Annotated in this window: 19 protein-coding genes; 3 read left to right on the forward strand and 16 right to left on the reverse strand. The window is 50.3% G+C overall.

Features of this window, described 5'->3' with window-relative positions:
• The 4 genes from NBH09_RS09215 to rfbA form a co-directional block, all read right to left on the reverse strand.
• Positions 1–146, reverse strand: a 146-nt coding sequence (locus NBH09_RS09215; RefSeq protein WP_250787783.1) for an NAD-dependent epimerase/dehydratase family protein, incomplete at its 3' end; no start/stop codon positions are given.
• Between the two features lie 75 nt (positions 147–221).
• A complete protein-coding gene (locus tag NBH09_RS09220; RefSeq protein ID WP_006236235.1) occupies positions 222–1196 on the reverse strand; it encodes a hypothetical protein in 975 nt (324 codons plus the stop codon).
• Positions 1197–1205: 9 nt separating this feature from the next.
• Complete coding sequence (locus NBH09_RS09225) at positions 1206–1643, reverse strand: DUF4869 domain-containing protein (protein WP_040360074.1); 438 nt, start codon at positions 1641–1643, stop codon at positions 1206–1208.
• Between the two features lie 95 nt (positions 1644–1738).
• Entirely contained in the window at positions 1739–2638 is a 900-nt protein-coding gene (gene rfbA / locus NBH09_RS09230; protein ID WP_250787771.1) for a glucose-1-phosphate thymidylyltransferase RfbA, read from the reverse strand.
• A 139-nt stretch (positions 2639–2777) separates the two neighbouring features.
• Here rfbA and NBH09_RS09235 point away from each other — a divergent pair, with 139 nt between their 5' ends.
• Together NBH09_RS09235 and NBH09_RS09240 are read left to right on the forward strand one after the other, a co-directional pair.
• Positions 2778–3971 (forward strand): DUF4422 domain-containing protein, encoded by a 1194-nt coding sequence (locus NBH09_RS09235; RefSeq protein ID WP_250787772.1) that lies wholly within the window; start codon positions 2778–2780, stop codon positions 3969–3971.
• 75 nt (positions 3972–4046) lie between these two features.
• On the forward strand, positions 4047–6446 hold the full coding sequence (locus tag NBH09_RS09240; RefSeq protein ID WP_161145081.1) for a glycosyltransferase family 2 protein: 2400 nt from the start codon (positions 4047–4049) through the stop codon (positions 6444–6446).
• Positions 6447–6524: 78 nt separating this feature from the next.
• Here the strand turns inward: NBH09_RS09240 and NBH09_RS09245 are convergent, their stop codons facing one another.
• The 12 genes from NBH09_RS09245 to NBH09_RS09300 all read right to left on the reverse strand — a co-directional run bounded on the left by NBH09_RS09245 (position 6525) and on the right by NBH09_RS09300 (position 20921).
• Positions 6525–8708: a DUF7657 domain-containing protein gene (locus tag NBH09_RS09245; protein ID WP_250787773.1), complete on the reverse strand. Its 2184-nt coding sequence runs from the start codon at positions 8706–8708 to the stop codon at positions 6525–6527.
• A 26-nt stretch (positions 8709–8734) separates the two neighbouring features.
• On the reverse strand, positions 8735–9091 hold the full coding sequence (locus tag NBH09_RS09250) for a DUF2304 domain-containing protein (protein ID WP_250787774.1): 357 nt from the start codon (positions 9089–9091) through the stop codon (positions 8735–8737).
• Positions 9088–9801: a glycosyltransferase family 2 protein gene (locus NBH09_RS09255; protein ID WP_229030466.1), complete on the reverse strand. Its 714-nt coding sequence runs from the start codon at positions 9799–9801 to the stop codon at positions 9088–9090. The genes NBH09_RS09250 and NBH09_RS09255 overlap by 4 nt, the downstream gene beginning before the upstream one ends.
• 26 nt (positions 9802–9827) lie before the next feature.
• Positions 9828–11087 (reverse strand): glycosyltransferase family 4 protein, encoded by a 1260-nt coding sequence (locus tag NBH09_RS09260; protein ID WP_250787775.1) that lies wholly within the window; start codon positions 11085–11087, stop codon positions 9828–9830.
• Positions 11069–12244: a non-hydrolyzing UDP-N-acetylglucosamine 2-epimerase gene (wecB, locus tag NBH09_RS09265; protein ID WP_250787776.1), complete on the reverse strand. Its 1176-nt coding sequence runs from the start codon at positions 12242–12244 to the stop codon at positions 11069–11071. The genes NBH09_RS09260 and wecB overlap by 19 nt, the downstream gene beginning before the upstream one ends.
• A 21-nt stretch (positions 12245–12265) precedes the next feature.
• Complete coding sequence (locus tag NBH09_RS09270; protein ID WP_161145588.1) at positions 12266–13330, reverse strand: glycosyltransferase; 1065 nt, start codon at positions 13328–13330, stop codon at positions 12266–12268.
• A 59-nt stretch (positions 13331–13389) separates the two neighbouring features.
• Positions 13390–14607 (reverse strand): polysaccharide biosynthesis C-terminal domain-containing protein, encoded by a 1218-nt coding sequence (locus tag NBH09_RS09275; protein WP_250787777.1) that lies wholly within the window; start codon positions 14605–14607, stop codon positions 13390–13392.
• 1 nt (position 14608) lies between these two features.
• A complete protein-coding gene (locus NBH09_RS09280; protein ID WP_250787778.1) occupies positions 14609–15664 on the reverse strand; it encodes a polysaccharide biosynthesis protein in 1056 nt (351 codons plus the stop codon).
• 250 nt (positions 15665–15914) lie between these two features.
• Positions 15915–17117, reverse strand: a complete 1203-nt coding sequence (locus tag NBH09_RS09285) for a lipopolysaccharide biosynthesis protein (RefSeq protein ID WP_195247045.1) — start codon at positions 17115–17117, stop codon at positions 15915–15917.
• A gap of 35 nt (positions 17118–17152) precedes the next feature.
• Positions 17153–19933: an N-acetylmuramoyl-L-alanine amidase family protein gene (locus tag NBH09_RS09290; protein WP_250787779.1), complete on the reverse strand. Its 2781-nt coding sequence runs from the start codon at positions 19931–19933 to the stop codon at positions 17153–17155.
• A gap of 307 nt (positions 19934–20240) precedes the next feature.
• Positions 20241–20627, reverse strand: a complete 387-nt coding sequence (locus tag NBH09_RS09295) for a glycosyltransferase family 2 protein (protein ID WP_250787780.1) — start codon at positions 20625–20627, stop codon at positions 20241–20243.
• A gap of 102 nt (positions 20628–20729) precedes the next feature.
• Entirely contained in the window at positions 20730–20921 is a 192-nt protein-coding gene (locus NBH09_RS09300; protein ID WP_250787781.1) for a hypothetical protein, read from the reverse strand.
• 485 nt (positions 20922–21406) lie between these two features.
• Here NBH09_RS09300 and istA point away from each other — a divergent pair.
• A partial coding sequence (gene istA, locus NBH09_RS09305; protein WP_250787782.1) for an IS21 family transposase occupies positions 21407–22476 on the forward strand: 1070 nt, incomplete at its 3' end.

Below are 22476 nucleotides of genomic sequence, written 5' to 3' on the forward strand. Positions count from 1 at the left end.
TCGGGGTTGCCGGCGTAGGTCAGCTTGTCCAGGACGGTGACGTGGACGTCGGGGTGGTTGTTCACGACATAGCGCACGAAGTTGCTGCCGATGAAGCCGCAGCCGCCCGTGACGATGATGTTCTTAGGTTCAAAAATCTCAGACATGAAAATCCAATCTGAAGCAAGTACAGCTTCTTTAGTATGCCGCAGGAAGTGACGCCGCGGCACTATTCAACAAAACTATCGGACATTTCGGCATGCGATAAGAGCCATGACCTTCGCAGAATTACTTCCCCTACAAAACGCCTCCGGAATGCAGTCTTTGTCGTACCGGAAGACCGAATTCCCAGTTTTATCGCGTAAGTACTTATAGAAGAAGTCTTCCCAGCTTTTAAACTTCTCACTGTTTACAAAGGCTTCTGGGGTTTCCAAAACCGCCTTAACATCTAACCCTGAAATTACGCCAGAGCTCAGCAGAAGCCACTCGAATGACTCGGGAAGACAAACCGTAACAGTATCGCGATGAATGTCTTGCAGCTTAAGGACGCGGTCCGCATAGCACCCAAATGCCGCTCCGTCCGCGACAACAAACACGCGATCGTCGAAATGCTGATCCAACCAGCCCAAAATCGCGCTGTTCGTCATGGCCGAAGCACAGGTAAGCTCACTATCAGCGAAATGCCGTTCAAAGAACTGGAAACCAGACTTACTGTCCTCGCATAGAAGGATAGAAAAGTCCTGTTTTGGCGCCGATCGGGAAATAGCATAACGATGATTTCCGCGATCTTGATAAACAGGGACGAAAGAATGGTATTTTCCGCTCGTCTTAATCTTGTAAATCTCATCCACGCTATACGGAAGATTGGGGAAATCAGCCCTTGAGATCAGCACGAAATAATTCGAGGAATACAGCACATGATGGGCAAACTCATCAGAATGGATCTCTTTTAAGCCCTCATCGACAAATACAATCGAGTCATGAACGGACGAAAGCTGGTTTCGCCAATCATAATCGGTCAGGGCGACACAGGGACAATCGCATTGCAAGGAGACACCCGACTGCTCGCCCGTTCGCATGTAGTCTGCGACCATGTCAAACAGCGTCGTCTTACCCGTGCCGCTATCGCCACGCACAATAGTGATGTTCCGCTTGATGGTAAATGTGTACTTGGTTCCCCTACGGCGGGAAATCTTAACAAGATGCGAACCGTTCATAAGCAGCACCTACAGATACGGAATCGACTCGTGAATCAATTCGGCCATGTTATGAACGATTCGGCCGCTGTTCACGACTTTGATTTTAAAATCCTCGCGGCCAAAGTCCATCACATGATAGAGATTCACAACGAGCTTGCGGTCTTTCGCCATGTCGAGAATCCACTTGGCACAGTTGTCACCACAGGTAGAAGCGTTAAAAATATGCTTACGATCAAATCTCATAAGCAGCAGCGTTTTCACGCCACCAGAAAGCTGGAGTGGGGAGATGGATCCAAGCACAGGGCTTTCGATGACGTTTTCGGAGACAACATCCGATCGATCGACATCTTTAATTATCGAGACTGCATAGGGATCCGTAATCCAAGTAGACCGGTAAGAGTTTTTGAAATATGTCGCTGTGTTGTAAATCGCTTCTGGCATATCGCCAAAGTAGACGCTTAACACATCCACTCCCAATCATATTGTCTTTATGGTCAACGTAATCATAACGAAAGGGGCCACCAGATAAACGGTGACCCCTAAAAGAAAACAAGCTGGCGCTAGTACTCGCGCGGGCTGTTGACGATCTCGCCGGCGGCGACCTTCTTCAGGTGCTGGCCGTAGACCGACTTGCCGTAGGCCTTGGCCGCCTCCTCCAGCTCGGCGGTCGTGATCCAGCCGTTCTCCCAGGCGATCTCCTCGGGCACGGACACGGGCAGGTCCTGGGAGTGCTCCACGGCGCGGACGAACTCCGCGGCCTCGTGGAGGCTCTCCATGGTGCCGGTGTCCAGCCACGCGTAGCCGCGGCCCAGGGTGACCACGGACAGCGTCCCCTCCTCCAGGTACATCTGGTTGAGCGTGGTGATCTCCAGCTCGCCGCGCGCGGAGGGCTTGACCTGGTGGGCCTTGGCGGCGACGTCGCCGGGGTAGAAGTACAGGCCGGTGACGGCGTAGGAGCTCTTGGGGCGCTCGGGCTTCTCCTCGATGGAGACGGCCCTCCCCTCGCGGTCGAACTCCACGACGCCGAAGCGCTCGGGGTCGTCCACGTGGTAGCCGAAGACCGTGGCGCGGCCCGACTCGGCGTTCTGGACGGCGCGCGTCAGGTGGCGCGACAGGCCGTTGCCGTAGAAGATGTTGTCGCCCAGCACCAGCGCGCACGGCTCCCCGTCGATGAACTCCTCGCCGATGGTGAAGGCCTGGGCCAGGCCGTCCGGGCTCGGCTGCACGGCGTAGGAGAGGCTCACGCCGTAGCGCGAGCCGTCCCCGAGCAGGCGCTCGAAGTTGGGCAGGTCGGTCGGCGTCGAGATGATGAGGATGTCCCGGATGCCCGCCAGCATGAGGGTGGACAGCGGGTAGTAGATCATGGGCTTGTCGTAGACCGGCAGCAGCTGCTTGGAGGTCACGAGCGTGAGCGGGTACAGGCGCGTGCCGGACCCGCCGGCGAGGATGATGCCTTTCATGTAGTCCTCCGTGTCATTTAACTGATTTAGTTACGACTTATATAATAATCTCTATCGGTCATATCAATTAAAAATATATGAGCGATACCCATTGAACAGGCTATCTAATTGCCTCAGCATGGAAAGAGCGTCAGGAACAGTGAAGATTTACATCGCAGCGCATAAGCACTTTGACATTGATGCGCAAGCGCCATATCAGCCGCTCTACGTTGGGGCAAGCTCCATTCCAACAGACAATCGTCAGGCTGGATGGCTGTACGACGATCAAGGCGATAATATTTCCCAGAAAAACAAACACTACTGTGAACTTACCGGCCTCTATTGGATATGGAAGAATTCTCCTGAGTCGATAGTTGGGCTCACGCATTATCGAAGGGCATTTGAGTCCCCCAATGACTCAAAGCAGATGCTCAAAGACTATGAAATTGAGAACATCCTTACTAATTATGACTGTATTGTTGCAGCCAAAGAACCCTGCACAAGCTCAATCGGGTGCAACTTAATCACTGTTGCTGAGCAGTATAGAATGATCCATTCTTCGACAGATCTGCTACAGGCAAGGGAAATCATCAGGACGAAATGCCCTAGCTACTTGGATGCTTTTGATAAAGCAATCTGCGAGGAGTGTTCTTTTTCGCCATGCAATATGTTTATTTGCAAAAAGGAGCTGATGGACCGATATTGTAAATGGCTTTTCAAAATCGAAAAACAACTTGAGAAGCGAATTGACTATATAAGTGGTCGCAATAGCTATCAACAAAGGATGCCTGGCTTTATCTCAGAACGACTGTTTAATGTCTTCCTTAAAAAGGAAGACATTAAATGCTATGAATGCCGCATCTTTAACCCAATTAATAAAGAAGCCCTCACGATCGATCAAAGCACGTGGCCTCGAAGGAGACCGCAACTTATATGCTCTTGCTCTACGAATGCCATATTTAACGGAGTAGACTATTCATCTGTATTTGATTATTCCTTTTATGTAAATCATTACGAGGATCTATTCGATAGATATAAAGACGACCCCCTTGGAGCGCTGGAACATTTCATCGCAATCGGCATTAATGAACATCGAGTTGCACATCCACATTTTTCTATCGGCTCTCTTCTGAATGGAAATCCCGATTTAAGAAGTAGGTGCAGCGGAAATCTCGAGGCAGCGCAAATGTATATAGCGAATCCTAAAGAATATATGCATCCAATTGGGTATGAAAACATTCATCCGCTAGATGAGCAGAGCAATTCAACTATGGCAACATGGCATGAACGTCGAATTACAGCGGCGCGCATTCGATACCAAGAAAGAATCGAGAGACTACCTGTACTGGGTTAATTCAATGCAAGAATCAACCGGAGATCCAAGTGAAATAGCGTGGGCATCTTCAGTGCAACGGAAAGGAAAATTGAAATGAAAATTACCACGGATTGTATTTGTCGCGGAAGCGGAAAGGTATACGTTCTCCTAAAGAATGTTGAGATAGATGTATCAAATATTCAGGTGACAGCAGCGAAGAGCGACGGAACGACAATACCAAGCTCAATCTATCCATACGAGTCAGATAAAAGTCAATACGTCGTAGTTCTTCCCGACCTCAGAACTGGTGATTGCGATATTCAGATTAATGATTTGAGTGCGCACTACGCCTACGACGCCATTAAAATCAGCTTTAGCACGGCAAAATGGGCGTCAAGATTAAACTACAAAATTAAGAATGATTTGTCCCATTCCATTAGGAACTATGACGATAAGCATGACTTGGATGTAGCAAGCATGCGTTTTCACGAGTTTATCGAAGATGGAGATGAGGCCATTCTTCGTTGCTCAGTAAAACTTCCCCAGCGCAACGACAACAAAATAGCCATCAGCTGCTTCGATACTTCGATGAATCGTATTGAGATCGAGCCGATCACCACCGATGACATTACGATTCCCTTGTGGTTTGCTCCCAATAAAAAACGTCGCGAAATTCAATACTCGGTCCGAATCCCAAATAGCACAAATAGGCTTATCTTCACAATCGAAGACAACAACCACCCAAGCTTTAACAGCTTCGCTGTTGTGGACAACGAAGAGCTCGATAAGCTGCGCATTTTAACCACGTCGAAAATGAAGCCTATTTCGATTGATCCGTCTGCATATCCAAATTGGTTCGAGCAACACAAGGCAAGTTCGGCGATGCTCGAAAAGCAATCGATGGTTACCTTCAAGAAAATGCCTTTGTTTAGCATCGTCGTTCCCCTATTCAACACACCCGATAATTTGTTCAGGGAAATGGTGGAATCAGTTCTTAAACAGAGCTATGCGAACTGGGAGCTTGTGCTGGTCAATGCAAGCCCAGATAACAGTGCGCTTGTAGATATGATCGAAACCGCTAAGAATAAAGACGCTCGCATTAAGGTAATAGAGCTAGCAAGCAATTCCGGCATTTCCAAAAATACTCTTGCCGGGACAAAAGAAGCGAATGGAGATTTCATTTGCTTCTTAGACCATGACGATACGCTCGAGCCATCGGCGCTTTATGAATATGCGCATGCAATTAATGCTGAAAACAATACTGATCTTATTTACTGCGACGAAGACAAACTGTTTGCCAATGGCAGCTATGGTGACCCATTCTTTAAGCCAGATTTAAGCATCGATTTACTACGAAGTGTTAATTATATTTGCCATTTTCTTGCAATCAGAAAAACACTATTCGATTCTCTGGAGTACGGCGACGAGCAGTACGATGGAGCCCAAGATCATGACCTGACGCTTAAGGCGATAGAAAACGCACGGAATGTGGTACACGTGGCTAAAATTCTGTACCACTGGAGAATCACCGAAAACTCAACTGCAGGTGACCCGAACTCAAAGCTATATGCATGGGATGCTGGCGTCAAAGCCGTACAGGCCCATTTGGACAGACTTAATGTTTCAGCAAAGGTTTACCGTGGGAACGACCCCTTCACTTATAAAGTTACCTATGCAGTTCCAGATAGTCATCCACTTGTATCAATCATTATTCCGACAAAGGACCATCCCTCTGTTCTCGATACGTGCATTAAGTCGATCATTGAACGCTCAACGTACGATAACTACGAAATCGTCATCATTGAAAACAATAGTGAGAACCCAGAAACATTCGAGTACTACTCCGAATTAGAGAAGAGCTATCCCGATACGATTCGCATCGAATATTGGGATGCGGAATTTAATTTCTCAAAGTTGATGAATTTCGGCGCTAGCAAAGCGAAGGGCGACTACCTTCTCTTGTTAAACAACGATACGGAGGTTATAACCCCGAACTGGATTGAAAACATGTTGGGCATTTGTTCGAGAAAAGAGGTTGGCATTGTTGGCGCAAGACTTTTCTACAGCGACAATACTTTGCAGCATGCGGGCGTCGGTATCGGAGGAATTGGAGCCGGTCACCTTGGAAAAGACTACCCCAGAGGTAAATGGGGCTACTTCAATCTATGTGACCGCACACAAGATTTAAGCGCAGTAACTGCAGCGTGCCTCATGACTAAGAGAGCTGTATTCGACGAAGTCGGCGGCTTTAGAGAAGAACTGGCTGTTGCTTTTAATGATGTTGACTATTGCCTCAAAGTGAGAAGTCACAACTATCTTGTTGTATATACACCCGATACCGAGCTGTATCATTACGAGTCGTTATCACGCGGCTACGAAATCAGCGATGAAAAGAAAATGAGATTCCATAGGGAATACTCACTGCTCAACTACCTATGGCCAGAGTATTACGTGAAGGGCGATCCGTATATAAATCGCAACATCGTCAGCGGGAATTTGTATTATCAAATTTAAAAACGCTTATAACGCTTTAATTCTGAGCAGGTAAAGGAGGAATAAGGGGCTGTCGGTTTAACCGACAGCCCCTTATTCTCAATAGGTTAATTTATAAAGAAAGAACCCATTTGCTGAACCTAATTGCGTGATTTGCAATTCAACAGATGAATACTCTGTCAAATCTCTACTAGACATAACGTACTTCACATTAAGCTGCCTTAAATCATTCTCAGTCAAATTCACTGTGAAGAGATCATCCTGAGTGGAATTAAATGACGTAGATGGAGCGAATACGTTAGCAACGATATGAGCATATCTGTTGTATGCGTACTCATTCTCGTTATTATCATCAATAGAATTCCAACGCGTCAGATCAGGATAAGCATTGGTGGAGTTAATTACAGGCGCTCCATACGCAGCGCAAAGATTGGCAACTGTCCAAGAACCATCGACAACCCATTTATCTGAATAGTCACTCTCTTCCACAAACTGATTAACGAGAGACTCTAAATTCGTATCTGTAAGTGGAGCCGCACCGATTTGAATTGGATTAATACAGAGCCCAGGAATTACGCCGAAGCAAATCGCAAAAGCAACGAATAAACTGGTACATTTTTTTCCAAGAATAAAGGAGCAAAACGAGAGGCACGAAAAAAGACAGAACAACATAAGCATTAACAGATACAGCATCCTTGCGACAAGATATTTCGCAGAAAGAAGCATGAAAATCTGGAATGCTGAACTCAGAATAAGACCGATTATTAAGATAATTGGCAAATAACCAATGGAGCTGTACTTCCCTTGGGATTCTTTAGCCTTTTCGACAGAAATCAAAAATAGGAGAAGTTCCAGGTAACCAATAGGAAACAATAGTCGCAAAACAGGAACGTTATACATTAAGGTTATTCGAGATAGAAATGACGGAAAACCAATAAATGCAAAGACTAGGAAAAACAATTGAAGTGCTGTAAGCACAATTAACTGCCAATCTCGCCTTTTAATAAAACAAAGCAGAGATGCAAGCGTTCCAAGAGGGAAGAAACAAAGAATGGTTGCAATTTCGCATTCATTTGAAACCAGCGGTGAATCAAAGGCGTAAAAGAGTGGAATTGCATAAGAAAAAAGTTCAGGGAGTCCGCTTCCACCAGTTTCAAAGCGCGCACCAGGATAAACGGTATTCATAACAGATGTCATTGCTTCGGAGGACTGGAAGAAGGAAAGGAATATTAGCCCCGCTGAGATCAATAGGCAGAATACTAAAACAAAAGTATCACTTAGTGACCATGCAAGAACTGAATGTTGATCGTTAGATTTTAAAGTTTGACAATACTCTATTATTCTAAATACACCCATCAAGGCAAAAATGAAGAAAAATGGGACCATCCAAGCAGGATACATCAGCATTATGTAACAACCACATAGCCATGCTATAGCAACCATCGCAATAATCCTGATATTCCTTTTTCGAGTAAAGAGCGCCCTATCCAACAACAAGACAAGGGCTTGGCCATAAAGAATCACCTCGCCCGTGCCCCACCATTGAATTAGTGGCGAAAAACAAAGCAAGCATGAAAAGAGCAAGCTGAGCGGCTTTGACTTAATAATGAGAAAGGCACAATCAAAAGAGACAAGAACCATTAGACATAGTTTCGCGGACCAAGCAAACGCTAGACCGAATTCAAAACCAAATAACAAATAACCCCAAAGCACTGGTCTAAATAACGTGATTATGCTCCAGCAGGAAGCGCCATAAACCATCCGGACATCCGTTAAATCTCCTCTCAGGATTTCCGAAATTGGAGCATAGCCATTATGGGATTGAGAGAGTTGAAACAGGGTTCCAACTGAGAACTCATCACTTCGAAGGGACCTCGGTATACCCCAAAACGGAGTACCAGCGTTTCCGGGAAGCATAATGCTCCACATTCCAATCGATGAGCCGCTGATTTTAAAAGCAACGGCAAGCATCGCAACAGTCATACCGATTAACCATCGATGTTTATACAAAAACTCGCTTTTATACTCCACCAATTTGATTACAGAAATGACAAATACAATAGTCACTCCAGCAACAAATAGAACTGCCATATCGTCATTAAACATCGGGTTGGCAATTGTAAAGCCAACCGTGCCATAGAAAGCATCAATATAATTAACAAACAAAGACAGATATATCAGTGCAAAAGATAACGGCAGGGCAAAAATACCAACATGGTAAAGGCGATACAAGCCGCTGCAAACACGATGGTTTCGAGCTTCCGCTCCTAAATAGTTATTCATACAGTTAATCTAAACCTCGTCTTTAATTAACTCTGCTGATTTCGCAAAACATCATTCTCATTTTCAAGAATCGCAATACGTTGGGTTAAGTTCTTGCAAGCCGTAACGAGTCTGCTAATCGCAATACTGAGTGATAATGAAATCATCAATAAAAGTACTACAGCGACAAGAAAAGCGAAATTTGACGGGCTAATAAACCCAATACGATCTGAAATTCGATAAATTAACTCCGGAAAGCAAACACTAAATAGTGCCACCACGCACAGGCAAAGCCATAGTAACGAGTACTTTAAAAGTAGCTTTCCTTTACCGACTAAGGAAACAACATAAAAGAAAAGGCCACTAAAAATTACGCCAGCGCCCACGCGAATTATCATACTCATGAGTGAGCCGCCTTTCTATAAACAAAACAGGCCATGGAAATTGCAAGCGAAACCTTAATCATGTAATAAATTGAAGAAAGGCCAGAAATTGATGACACTCCGCCCTGCCTCTCGCGCATAAGTACAGGAACCTCAACCACTGAAAGACCAGTTTTTAATGCTGCGGCAATAGATTCAGGCTCAGGATAATCATCTGGATAGTCCCTACAGAACAGATCTATGGCTTTTTTGCCGCACGCGCGAAATCCAGAAGTAGGATCTTTAATCGTCTTTCCGGTAAATAATCTCAACCAACCAGAAAGCCATCGGATACCTACTCTCCTTAAAAAAGTAGACTGAAAGCCTTCCGTGGGAACGGCAAATCTGGAACCAATGGATAAATCGGCACCATCAATAACCGGCTCGATTAGGTTCCCAATATAAGAAGGATCATGCTGCCCGTCACCATCAACCTGGACATCAATGTCATAACCATGCCTGAGCGCATATTTATGACCGGCCTGAACAGCACCACCGATGCCCAAATTTTGCGGAAGGTCAAGGACATTAAATCCATGTTGACGGCAGATAGATAGAGTTTTATCGGTTGAGCCATCATTCACCACTACATAATCATAGCCAGCTTCAACAACCGATGAAACAGTCTGAACGATATTGGCTTGCTCATTATATGCAGGAATGATTACCAGCACTCTCAACATGTCATCCATTAAAACCCCAACGATCCACATCGGACCTATATTGAAAATAGAACCTGCTTAATTTTATCCAAACAAACCAATCTCGAGAAATGCTCACGATAATAATTGAAGCCATTAGATCCTAAAGCTTCAATAGCGTCTTTATTCATTGAAGCAATTTTAACCATGTTGTTAGCAAGCGCATTAACATCTGAAGGATTGGAGACGAACCCGCATCTAGCAAAACGAACCGCATTGGCCCCTTCACCGCGCATTACGGCAAGTATTGGTTTCGAAGACGCCATGCAGCTTGAAATTTTCGCCGGAATAGTAAGCTCTAACTCGGGATTGTCAGCAAATGGTGCAATCATTGCCGTTGCAATATCTGAATACATGGGCACGACCTCGGGATCCACGCGCCCCAAAAACAAAACAGAACTATCAAGCCCCTTGCTTGAAACGAGCTTCTGCAGTTCTGCCCTAGACATGCCATCGCCAAGAATTAACAGCTTCATCTCGATAGGGCTCTCTGAAATTGCACGCGAGAACGCTTCAATAACCGTATCAAGCCCTTGGGCGGGGGTTATAGAACCAGCAAATAGGAATACGCATTGATTTTTGAATTGCGATCTCAGTTCCGATGAGACAATCTTTTGCTCGTAACTTTCCTCGCAATGTTGAGGTATTACGTCTATCGAAACATCAGAATTCAAAGGCTTGACTCTATGAAGCAGGTTATCGGCCAAAGAGTCACTCAAAGCAATCAGCTTATTGCAGGCCGCATACTGCTTGTCGCAAAAAGATTTGGCAAAAGACCTCAGAAAACCGCTTTGGACATTCAAGACTGTGTAAAGGTTCTCGGGCCAAATATCCAAGACATAAGTTACTAGAGGACATTTATTTCGCCATGCAGCAACCCTTGCAGGAATTACCATCAAAATAGGACTTGTATTGTAGCAAAATACAACGTCATACTTTTTATTGAGCCTCAAAGCTCTAAAAGAAGCAGTAATTGGCCAGCTAATATAGTTCAGGAAAATGCGTATCGAAGTATTACCCTTACGACGGATTTCGCCAGACCGAAAAACGGACGCACCGAAATAATCGTCTCGACGGTGACCGAAATAACCATATCCATCAGACCATTCGCCTGAAGGATAATTAGGGATGCCACAGAGAACATCTACGCTTACTCCGTCTTCAACAAATCCCTTCACCAAGTCATTAATTCGAAAAGATTCCGGATAGAAATGCTGCGTAACAACAAGCATTTTCTTTCCAGCACATGAGCTAGTCATTAAATGCTCTTCCTCCACACCATCTTGTCCACGACGCCGGTGTAGCTCTGGATGATCTTGACCACCTTGGTGGACACGGTCTCGTCGGCGTAGTCGGGAACGGGCGCCTCGGGGAGCGACCCCTCCGCGTCGAGCTCGACGGCGGTGTGGACGGCCTGCAGCAGGCCCCTCTCGGAGATGCCGGCCAGCGTGAAACAGGCCTTGTCCAGCGCCTCGGGGCGCTCGGTGGAGGTGCGGATGCACACCGCCGGGAATGGACGGCCGACGCTGGCGAAGAAGCTGGACTCCTCGGGCAGCGTGCCGGAGTCGGAAACCACTGCGAAGGCATTCATCTGCAGACAGTTGTAGTCGTGGAAGCCCATGGGCTCGTGCATGCGCACGCGCGGGTCCAGCTTGAAGCCGGTGGCCTCCAGGCGTTTGCGGGAGCGCGGGTGGCAGGAGTACAGGATCGGCATGTCGTATCTCTCGGCCAGCGCGTTGATGGCGGTGAACAGGCTCGTGAAGTTCGCCTCGGTGTCGATGTTCTCCTCGCGGTGCGCGGAGAGGAGCATGTAGCGCTTGGGCTCAAGGCCGAGCTCGGCAAGGACGTCCGACGCCTCGATCTTGTCCAGGTTGGCGCGCAGGACCTCTGCCATGGGCGAGCCCGTGACGTAGGTGCGCTCCGGCGCGCAGCCGGTGTCCTTGAGGTAGCGGCGGGCGTGCTCGGAGTAGGCCAGGTTGACGTCGGAGATCACGTCGACGATGCGGCGGTTGGTCTCCTCGGGCAGGCACTCGTCCTTGCAGCGGTTGCCCGCCTCCATGTGGAAAATGGGGATGTGCAGGCGCTTGGCCGCGATGGCGGACAGGCAGCTGTTGGTGTCTCCCAGGATGAGGAGGGCGTCGGGCTGCACCTGGACCATGAGCTTGTAGGAGGCCGCGATGATGTTGCCCACGGTCTCGCCAAGGTCGGCTCCCACGGCGTCCAGGTAGACGTCAGGGTCGTCCAGCGACAGGTCGCGGAAGAAGATGCCGTTGAGCGTGTAGTCGTAGTTCTGCCCGGTGTGCGCCAGCAAGCAGTCGAAGTGGCGGCGGCACTTCTTGATGACCTCGGACAGGCGGATGACCTCGGGGCGGGTGCCCACGATGATGAGTAGCTTCAGGCGGCCGTCGTTATTAAAAGAAATATTGGAATTCATAGTTTTCCCTAAAAGCCGAGTCTAGTATTTAGCCAACAATAATGAGGCGGACAGCACGTCACCACATTCAACAAGTTTTGAATCGTCCCTATGCAAGGTCTCGGAGCATCCACCGACATCGTAACAAACGACCGGAACCCCACAAGCCTCAGCCTCAAGATTGACCGTAGGATAATTATCTTCGTATGTCGGATTGAATAGAACGGAGGCAGAACTATATAGTGAGGCCAACTCTATCTGAGAGTCGGTTCGCGGAATACCAACCACCCCCGGAGGTAGTTGTCTCATCTGCTTAGCACTCAGTCCAACCAAAACAATAGAATACCCGGACTTGTCAAGCTTATCCGCAAGGGCAAAAAAGTCTGAAAGACCCTTACGCTTGGACCATGGAGAGGCAACCCCTAAAATAATTTTCCTCGAATCAAGGCCGTATTTCTCCTTAACGCTAAAAACCTCACTATTGGATCGTGGCTTAAAAACGTTGAGATCAATCGTATTGTGTACAACCTCAATCGGATACTTTGATAAATAGCTACAAGCGACCAGTCCAGCCAGCCATTTAGAAGGGGTAATGATAGTCATTCGATTGGAAGGCAGCGAAGTGAAAATCGAACGTTTGGCCTCGTAGCTCCATTTACATGATGCAGAATTAATAGTTGGAGGATATCCCATAAGTTGAGGGCACCTCTTGGCGCCACATCCAGTTTTCCATTGATTGCAGCAAGAATAGGTGAAATAAGGGCAATGGCCGGTAAAAGCCCAGCAGTCGTGCAAAGTCCATACAACACGACAATCAGATCTCATCAACCATTTAAACAGTTTATCAATATTCAAATAGTAACCATGGAGGTTGTGCAAGTGAACCACGTCAGGACCGAACTCATCAAGACGATGAATCAACGCGTCGGTTTGCCTCACCGAATGAAAGCCTACCTTACCGTCAAGGAGAGTAAGACCAACGTCAAGTATAAAATTAGTCGGTGACCCAAAACAGTATTCACTGACACTGTTCGCAGGCCTTCTTCTGCCCCAGCAAGCAAGCGATTCGTGCCCCTGATCAATAAGAGCAAGATGCTCCTTCATCATAATGCGCCCAGTGGATCCATTTGGAACGCTATTAATATGAGCGTATCTGGTCAAAACCTCTAGACTTCCTCGTAGTAAGTGTCGGGGTCCTCGGGGTCGAAGGGCTCGTTGGCCCACATGACCGTCACGAGGTCCTCGGTGTCGGACAGGTTGGTGATGGAGTGCGTGTAGCCGGGGATCATCTCCACGGCGCGCATGTCCGAACCCGAGACAATGTACTCGTCGACGGGGAACGGGTTTCCATCGGAGTCCTCCCCCACCTTCCTCAGCTTGATGCTCGCGGTGCCGGAGACCACCAGGAACCTCTCCCACTTGCTCATGTGCCAGTGGTTGCCCTTGGTGATGCCGGGCCTGCTCACGTTGACCGAGACCTGGCCGCGCTCCGGCGTGCGCAGGAACTCGGTGAAAGAGCCGCGGCCGTCGACATTGGGCTTGAGGCCGTAGGCGAAGTGACCCGGCTCGTAGTAGGACAGGAACGTGCTCCAGAGCTTCTTGGAGAAGGAACCCTCGGATAGATCGGGCACGGAGAGCGTCTCGCGGCTGTCTCGGAAGCTGTCCAGCAGGTAGACGATCTCGCCCAGGGTCTTCACGTCAGTTTTCGGGACGTAGCAGAACCCGTCGCCCACGACGCGCTCGAGGCCCTCGTAGCCGCAACGGTGCTCCTTCCCCAGCAGGGCGCCCAGCATCTCGTCGACGAGGTCGTCGATGTAGAGGAGCTCCAGCTCCACCGAGGGGTCGTTCACGGTGTAGGGGCGGCCGTTGGCGATGGCGTCGCAGAACGTGGCGACGGCGGAGTTGTAGCGCGGGCGGCACCACTTGCCGTAGAGGTTGGGGAGGCGGTAGATGAGCACGGGCGCCCCCGTGCGCTCCGAGTACTCCCGGAACAGGCCCTCCCCCGCGAGCTTCGACTCGCCGTAGACCGATCCCTCGAAGCGGCCCGACAGGCTCGCCTGCGCGGAGCTGGAGAGCATGACGGGGCACTTATTCCCGTGGTGCTCCAGGGTATCGAGCAGCGTGGAGGCGAACCCGAAGTTGCCCTCCATGAACTCGGACTGGTCCTCGGGGCGGTTGACGCCGGCCAGGTTGAAGACGAAGTCGGCACGGGAGCAGTACTCGTCCAGCTCCCCGGGCGTCGAGTCGACGTCATACTCCATGACCTCGAGCGAGAGCAGGCCCGAGTATTTCTCGCGGCGGTCCTTGCCGTCCCTTATGTTCTTGAGGGCGCAGCAGAGGTTCCTGCCGACGAAGCCCCTGGCGCCGGTGACGAGTATGCGCACCCTACTGCACCGCCTCGTGCTCGCGGCCCTCGAGCGCCAGCTGCACGTACTCGGCGGTCTTGATCTTGGCGATGGTGCCCGCCACGTCGAGCCTCTCGGTGTTGTGGGAGGTGTAGGACTCGTCGGCCTGGGTCTCCACCTCGCCGTCCACGACGAACTTGTCGTAGTTCAGGTCGCGCGAGTCGCAGGCGACGCGGTAGTAGCCGCCCATGTCCTCGGCGCGCAGGCGCTCCTCGCGGGTCATGAGGGTCTCGAAGAGCTTCTCGCCGTGGCGGGTGCCGATCACCTGGGTGCCAACGCGGCCGAAGACCTCCTGGACGGCCTCGGCGAGGTCGCCGATGGTGGAGGCAGGGGCCTTCTGGATGAACAGGTCGCCGGGGTTGGCGTGCTCGAAGGCGAACTGCACCAGGTCGACCGCCTCGTCCAGGTTCATGAGGAAGCGGGTCATGTTGGGGTCGGTGACCGTCAGCGGCTCGCCCTTGCGGATGCGGTCGATGAACAGCGGGATGACGCTGCCGCGCGAGCACATGACGTTGCCGTAGCGGGTGCAGCAGATGGTGGTGCGGCCGGCGCCGTTGCGGGCGTTGGCGTAGATGATGGACTCCATCATGGCCTTGGACTTGCCCATGGCGTTGATGGGGTATGCCGCCTTGTCGGTGGACAGGCACACGACGCGGTCGACGCCCTCGTCGATTGCCGCGTGCAGGACGTTGTCCGTGCCGATGACGTTGGTGCGCACGGCCTCCATGGGGAAGAACTCGCAGGAGGGAACCTGCTTGAGGGCGGCGGCGTGGAAGATGTAGTCCACGCCGTGCATGGCGTCGCGCACGCTCTGGGCGTTGCGGACGTCGCCGATGAAGAAGCGCACCTTGGAGGCGAGCTCGGGCGACTTCTCCTGCAGGCGGTGGCGCATGTCGTCCTGCTTCTTCTCGTCGCGGGAGAAGATGCGGATCTCGGCCAGGTCGGTGTCCATGAAGTGCTTGAGCACCGTGTTGCCGAACGAGCCGGTGCCTCCCGTGATCATGAGGGTCTTGTCCTTGAAAACGCTATCGCACATTTCAAGCTCCAATTAAATAAACTAAAGGTGAATGAAACTTATAGAAATTGTAAGTCGATGCTTAACCTACTAATACGTTTCTTATCCTAAACGAAAAGACGACTGCTGCGCATAAATTAGAATTAAAAAGCGTTTATACCTGCGCGAAATTGATAATTCCCCCAATTAACGTTGAAGAAGTCATTGCAGGTGGATATATAGCGTCAGCCAAACACTTTTATATCTAAGTATTTAACGAATCCCTGATGCACTATTTCCGAATAATGCATGGAAGCATCGCGACACACCCGACAAGATAAGCAAGCGAAATTGCAACGCTCGTTCCGTTAGGTCCAAATAGCTGAATCAATAAGCTAGAAAGGGGGACGGCAACAATTAAAGCAACCAAATTACCAACAAGATTACCAGCCATCTTTCTCTTAACAATCGTCAGGTCGGAAAAGAAACCGATAAACGCCGTAAGCAGCGAGCTAATAACCGCACCGTACAGCAAAAAAGAGTACTGATGAATTTGGTCACCAAAAATTAGTCCCAACAAGTAGTCGCCGCAGATAAAACAAGCGAACAGAATAACAATGGACAAAACAACGGCGCCAAGAACGACCTTCATCAACATTGTATTAAATGTTTTTTTATCCTCCGACTCGCTGGCGCTCGCAAAAGCGCCGAGCAAAGGGGCATAGGCATTAGCAGCACCCGCCTGAACGATTGCCGCGGGAGAACACACCGAGGAATAAACACCCAACATTGAGGCTCCCAGTACGGTAGCAAGTTCTTGACGCGAAACGGATGTAACCGCAGCGCAACAAAAAACCCCAACCGTAGCGGGAAGACACTTATAAAACAGTTCAGACATCGCCTTGAACCTAAAGGAAGGAACGATCGAGTCGAAATTAGAAGCCCAACGTGCATCAACAATCATCACGGGTAGAGACACCGCAATCATCAGCACAATACTCAATACAAGAGAATGTGAGATATACATTCCGGCACAAAACACCAGAAGAGACAAAATACCTCTCAGTAGCATCGACATGCCACAATAAATCATATTTCCCGCTTTTTGATCAATACCATGGAACACATCAACCATAACTTCAATTGACTTATATATGCAATAGAGGTACACGGGGAGAAGGGAAGACTGCTGGCAGGTAAAGAATGCATAAGGTAATACGAAAACAAATCCCAACACTATTGTGCTTAGACGAAAACCAATGTATTCCCCTGAAGAATACTCACATGAAAGATCGGATACTTGAAAGGATCGAATCTTATATAAACCGATTGGAACAAATAGATTGCTGATTGTCATTGCCAAAGATAAATCACCGGCGTAGGTAAAATCCGACGATAGTCGAACTACAGCAACTGTCGTTAACCACTGGCAAGCAAGGTATGCAATAGAGCCTACGGTATTCCATGTAATGTTTTTCTTTAAATTATCAGTCAAATTAACCCAATCGGTTTTAGATCTTATTAAATAGCCTAACCAATAACCTCTTTGGCGATTGCATCAATGCTTTCACCATATCCAACGCCAGGAACAGCCCATTTACCATTTAAATCAATGGTTCTCGGAGCGCAACCACGACTGACATATTTAAAGCGAGCATCAATGCACGGATTAACCAAGGGATCCGTTGAACCATACGCCTTTAGATGTTGGACCTGCGCTCGCAGTCCCTCACGAACAGATCCGAAGCTATAGCCTGGATTACCAGCCCCCGTGGCACCAAGGCCTCCAAAGTTGCACTGATCAGGCTGAACCAAATTGCCAAACTTTAGATATCCCGTTTCTTTCATCACCTGTCCATATAAAACCTCAGGTGAGACACCTTCCGACTGAGCTTCTTCATATAGAATTCTGCAGAAATCTCTAATGTTCGACACTCCCCTATCCGTATAAACAGCTGAAGGGAATCCTTTAGTGCCCACGGTCTTTGTGAAATGATTGGCGGCATCTAGATAGGTTGAATAGGCGGACGACATAATAAGACCTTCATATCCAGTCATACTTGCGCCATTACGCCCCTCCTTAATGCCGCAATATAAATAGTGAATGTAATAGCCCTTCAGGTTCAGCCCGAAGGCCTTCCTCAGGTCCGTATAACGATTTCGATAGCCGTAAACGTCGAAGGACTCGTTCCCGCGCCTGCCCTCCGCCATGCCGCAGCTGACGAAATGGCGCAGCACGGCAGCATCGTCAACGAACCTCAAACCGCCCCTGACGGCTGTAAAGGCGTTCAGGACGTCACCGTTGTTGGAGGTATAGAAGTCGAAATCGTAAACGGGGGAATAATCGGTGCCGCCTTGCGAAACGACAGCGCCCGCGAGGGAATCGCATCCGGTCGCGATCCTCCCCTCAGCGCGACCGCTACTGAGGTAATGGCCATATAGAGCGGTGAGGTTGGCACCGAACGCGCGACGCAGGTCGGGGTATCTGTTGTAATAGCTCAGCACGTCGAAGGACTCGTTCCCGCGCCTGCCCTCCGCCATGCCGCAGCTGACGAAATGGCGCAGCACGGCAGCATCGTCAATCATTACAACGCCAGCGGGGCTTCGTTTTGAAAAAGCGCTACGAATATCTTCGTTATTCGATAGATAAAATGAGGGGTCATAGACGGATGAATAATCAACTCCATTGATATTCGTAGCGTATCCCTCGATCTTTGAGCATCCGGTCCCATGCCTTCCTTCTGCTTTTCCAGCCGTGACGTAATGCTCATAGTACTTAACTAAATCAAAGCCAAAGGCAGCTCTTAAATCTGGATACTCATTAAAATAACTCTGTACGTCAAAAGTGGCAGAGCCGCGCCTACCTTCACTCATGCCATAGTTAATAAAATGGTCTAGAGCTAAATCACTATTTCCAGCCGTAGCTTTAGCAACATCGGGATAATGCGACAAATAGTAATTAGCATCGAATACGGAAGAATAATCGAGCCAAGTTGACTTAGGAAATTGCGCAATGATCGCATCGGCATCAGCTTCGCCAAGACGCCTGCAGCCCTCATCGCTAAAATAATTCAACACGTCCCCCGCATTAGAAATAAAGCCATGCTCGATTAGGATGCCGGGAATACCTTGTTCGCGGGCACAACGGATGACCGCAAACTCATCTCCAACTTCCATCTGGAATACACCGCGATAGCTGAGCCCCATAGAAGCGAGGTTGTTCATAACTTTATTCGCGAGCTCGACGGAAACTTGCGTGTAATCATATTCATTGGAAGTGGGGGCATATACCTCAGCGCCATGGGCAACAGGCGAACCGGAATTAATGTGGAAGCTAACAAAGGCCTGTGCACCTTGACTCACGCATCGTTGGACACGATAAAGGTAATCATTTCCGGAGTAGCCACCGCTTTGCTCGCGCGCAAGAACGACTTTAAAACCATACGCCTCAAGCTTATTCTTGCAAGCAGCAACAATCTTCCAAGTCAGATCCGCCTCACTCTTTCCATTTCCCTGCGCGCCGGGATCAGTGCCGCCATGGCCAGCATCAAGGGCAATTACCCGAACGTTTTTTCGAGCCGAGCGTGCAGCATAGGTAGAAATGCCGTCCGGTGAATCGGCACATTCCAACGCCTGCTTGATGGATTGGGCCTCAACAGCATTGCCTTCACCGTCTGCATAGTAAACGGAAGTGCCCTCGGAATTGGCAGAGCTCTCAACAACCGCAAAAGAATAATCCCTATCAGAGAGATCAATCTTATGTTCAGCATCGTCGCCCTGCAGAACATAGGTTATTGAAGTAAGAAAGTATGTATTGGGATCTAGCTTCGAGCCGAATGTAAATGCAGCAGAATTATCAGCCTGCGCGGAAGCGTCAACAGCTCCCTGAACTCCGTTGGCACTCACATAGTTTAGCGTTGCGGAGGCGATGGTATCGCTGTCATTAGGAGTTGCAAACGCGACGACTTGGTCAGCCCCACTGATAAGGTTCGGGTAGGCAAGATATATATATTGAAAAGAAGAATCAGTCGATTCGGCTTGCGGTTCAACCAAAGAAGCATCCACGCCGAAATCCTCATCAGCCGCCTCGTCAACATCCACCGGCAACGACTGCTCGACAGTCATCTCTCCGTCAGCAGCGCCCTCGTCACGTGAAGCCACACCACCGTCTGCGGACGCCGAATCTGATGTAATATTCACTGATTGTACGCTATTCGCAGCATAAGCAGCGGCTACAGGACTCATCACGGGTGAAATCGTCAAGAGAGCAGCTAAAGAAAGCGCTGTTGAGGCACGCAATGCCTTTTTCATATCGTATCCCCCATCACAAATAATGATACTAAGGTTAAATTATCTTACAATCTCTTCCGAATCGGAAGTCCAGTTATACAAGCGAATTGTTATAAAAGTATATGGTAACCTGCTCCTATTAAAAGAAGGCAGGCGTACTCAATGGCCTTTTTCGTTCTTCCATTGACGCAGCGTTAAACCATAAATTTTTAAATCAATAAGCAGCGCCCCAAACGACACAAGCACCAGTGACACGAAATTTTCCTGAAGCAGGCAATTCGTCGTAATTCGTTTAAGCACGCGGCCGCGAAATACAGCAAACTTAGCTCTAAAGCGAGAAGCACTCACTGTCAAAGGACAAATTTGGTCCCAGCCAAGGGTCGCCATCAAGGAAGAACTCTGGCCAGCGCTGCATGAACAGTACTTGCTCACGCTTCCAGCGACACATCTTTTCTTCGTTGGCCTCTTCCCTGCCGCGCGAGGTGAACTCGTAGTGGTACAGCTCAGCATAGGGCGTAAAGATGGTGCGGTAGCCCGCCTCCCACGCACGCAGGCAAAAGTCTGCATCGTTAAAACCGACGGCGAGTTCCTCGTTATAGCCTCCGAACTGCTCAAATACGTCGCGTTGGACCATCTGGCAGGCGCCCGTCACGGCGCTGAAATTGCCCGGGCGCACAGCACGGGCAAGATAGCCCTCACGCTTTGCAAAAGGCATCTTTGTGGCCGCAAATTAAAAAACGCAATACCATGCCCATATCGATACGTCATATGCGGCCAGCTCATTCTATTGGTGTGGAAACCGGTTCGATTCCTTGATTTAAACCGAAGCCTCTACAGCAATTAATAACGCCTCCAACAACACCAGCACCAGAGGCATGCCAACCGAATCATCATCGACGGTCTCAGAAAACTTCGCAACGGTTACCACGTCAGCCTTCGGCTCGATCGGCTTCTTAATAGCAGTCTCGGTGATAGTCGTCTTAGTTGCAACAACCGTGGGCGTTACCATGCCTATAACAGGCCTTGCGTGCCCACGACGCGCTTTCCAAGATGGTTGTCGACCAATCCGCTACAACCAGAGAACGCTGGTTCGGAATCTCAATCGTTCCATCACCTGCGTAGAGGGATCGTCGTCAAATCACGTATGCGGAAGAAAATGTCAAAAATCTTGGTTCTACGACAAAGCTTTATTTAACAAATCGCAAGGACCGACAAGACGCATGAAGAAACCAACCAAGGGCTTCCTGAGACCTTCCAGCATTAAGCAGGTCGCGAACACAACCGTTGGAACAAGAAGTACCTGCAATATTCCCAGCCCAACGCCTACTGTTGATGTTCACTAAGAAGTGGTCCGAGTGATCACTGGGAAATAAGCACCGTGAGCACGAAAAATTGAGCAGTTTAAGCAAGAGGGCCGCGCCCCGGGGACCGGGGGCGCGGCCCTCGCCGTATGGTTTCCCCGGGCGGTTACTTTGGCGAGCCCGCCCGGGAAGGATGGAGGAGATGACCGTGCCCCTGGACACAGTGAATGATATACGGTCGATGGATGCCGCCGGGCGCTCGAGGTCCGAGATCGCCCGAATGCTCCACGTGAGCCGGAACACCGTGGCGAAGTACGCCGACATGGAGGACATGTCGCCCGCCGCGCCGATGCCCCGGAGGAGGGGCAGGCCCGCGCTCGAGGGCAACGAGGAATGGGTCGCGGGCGTTCTCGAGGCCGACCTCGGGGCCCCGAGGAAGCAGCGCCACACAGCCAGGCGGATCTACGACAGGCTCGTCGCCGAGCGCGGCTACGGCGGCTCTTACTCCACCGTGCAGAGGTTCGTCCGCGAGCTCAGGCTCGCCCGGGCGGCGGCGGGCGGAGAGGGGTACCTCGAGCTCGAGTGGGCGCCCGGCACCTGCCAGGTCGATTTCGGGAACTTCCGCGCCGCGGTCGGCGGGAGGACCCTCGACCTCAAGCTGCTGGTCGCGACGCTTCCGCACTCGAACGACCGGCAGTGCGTCGCCCTCATGTCGCAGAGGTCGGAGTGCCTGTGCGCCGGGCTGCTCGAGATCTTCCGCCGCTGGGGCCGCGCCCCGGCGGCGATGGTGCTCGACAACGCCACCGAGGCGGGCAGGATGGTACGCGGCGAGGTCACGGAATCGAGGCTGTTCTCGCAGTTCAGGGCCCACTACCGCTTCGAGAGCCGGTACTGCAACCCCTATTCGGGAAACGAGAAGGGCTCCGTCGAGAACGCCGTGGGGTTCCTCCGGCGCAACCTCCTCGTCCCCGTGCCTGCGTTCGGCGCGCTCCCCGAGCTCAACGCGTTCCTCGCCGAGGGGTGCGCGAGGGTCAACGCGGCGGCGCGCTGCCGCGACGGCAGGCCGCACGGGGAGGCCTACCGGGAGGACCTCGCCGCCATGCGCGCCCTTCCCGGCGTGGAGTTCGACGCGGTGAGGTGGGGCCTTCGGGGAGGGCCCCGCGGTCCGGAACCCCCTCTCGCTCGTGCCCGCCATCATCGCCAGGCCGAGGGCCTTCGGGGAGTCGACGATCAGGCGCGACATGCCGCCGGGGCTCGTCGAGG

The sequence above is a fragment of the Collinsella sp. BG-O-102 genome, from assembly GCF_023656745.1.
Classification (GTDB): domain Bacteria; phylum Actinomycetota; class Coriobacteriia; order Coriobacteriales; family Coriobacteriaceae; genus Collinsella.